General features: G+C 32.4%; 2 protein-coding genes. Both read right to left on the reverse strand.

All coding sequences use genetic code 11. From position 1 onward, the window contains the following. Window positions 1-95 precede the first annotated feature (95 nt). Entirely contained in the window at window positions 96-827 is a 732-nt protein-coding gene (locus ASU35_RS04565; protein ID WP_058351878.1) for an AAA family ATPase, read from the reverse strand. Between the two features lie 16 nt (window positions 828-843). After that, window positions 844-1128 (reverse strand): hypothetical protein, encoded by a 285-nt coding sequence (locus tag ASU35_RS04570; RefSeq protein WP_058351879.1) that lies wholly within the window; start codon window positions 1126-1128, stop codon window positions 844-846. Window positions 1129-1253 lie beyond the last annotated feature (125 nt).

Genomic DNA, 1253 nt, shown 5'->3' on the forward strand with positions numbered 1-1253 from the left:
CATTAGAAAATACTGGCTTTTAATAGGTTGACTTGCATTGAACTTCACGGATTCAGGTTAATAATAAACATTAATGTTAGAATCTAAATCTCCTTCTATTTTTCAAATAACAAGTTTACCATTTGTTCGGGATTATCTAAAAAAGATTTTGTTACTAAGTAAGATTCCGTTTCCTTATACCCCTTTTTTTCAATTCCCTCTTCACCAAATTCGTATATATCCGCATTTGGATATGCCAACAGAATTGGTGAATGTGTAACAATAATAAATTGAGAATCTACTTTTTCTAATTCTTTTAAAATACACAACATCGACATCTGTGTTGTGGGAGATAATGCAGCTTCTGGCTCATCTAACAAATATATACCATTTCCTCTGAAACGATTCATCATTAAAGAACGAAAACTTTCTCCATGTGATTGGGAATGCATAGACTTTCCACCATAACCATCATAGAAACTATAATCCCCATCTGCAAGATTCTCAATTTCTGTTGCTACATTATAAAATGATTCTGCCCGAAGAAAAAAACCATCTTTTGCTCTTTTTCCCCCTCTTGAAACTCGCATTACATCACTAAGTTCAGAGTGAGTATCTCTTGTAGAAAAACAAAAGTTTCTAGAACCTCCTTCAGGATTAAAGCCTAATGTAACAGCGATTGCTTCTAATAAGGTTGATTTTCCCGTTCCATTCTCACCCACAAAGAAAGTGACAGTTTTTCCAAAATCTATTCTTTGAAAATTTTTCACCCAGGGAATTTTTCTCAGATAACTTTCCCTCGGCAATCTATCACATTCTATATCCATTATAGATTTTATATATAGCATAAAATAATTCCTCTTTCTATCTTAATTCAATTTTAATATTTTCAAGTCGTATTCTCTGACACGAATCATTAATCAACATCAGATACGAGTTATCAATTGCTGTATCCAATGTTACATTTATCTCTTGACCTGTTATTGTTTGCAGAACTAAAAATTTATTATTTCGAATCACTCCAATTTTCAAATCTACCCCATTTTCACCACTAACAATGTCAGACGTAACCTCTAAAAATTTACCATTTCCAATCTTAAAAGCTTCACCATTACTATGCAATAAAATTGCTATTTCACCCTGTTCCAATTCTATGAGTTGCCCGACAAATCGGGTAATTTATAGTAACCTTTTTTAATTTGCACCTTGAAAACTTAACACATTAGCTTCAAAAATAATCACTTTACTCCCTGGAGAGTATTTTCTCCATATGG

The sequence above is a fragment of the Acetivibrio ethanolgignens genome, assembly GCF_001461035.1.
In the GTDB taxonomy this organism is placed as follows: Bacteria; Bacillota; Clostridia; order Lachnospirales; family Lachnospiraceae; genus Velocimicrobium; species Velocimicrobium ethanolgignens.

Bases quoted from the DNA above. Each gene is read 5' to 3' on its own strand.
- ASU35_RS04565 (WP_058351878.1), bottom strand. From the start codon at position 827: ATGCTATATATAAAATCTATAATGGATATAGAATGTGATAGATTGCCG.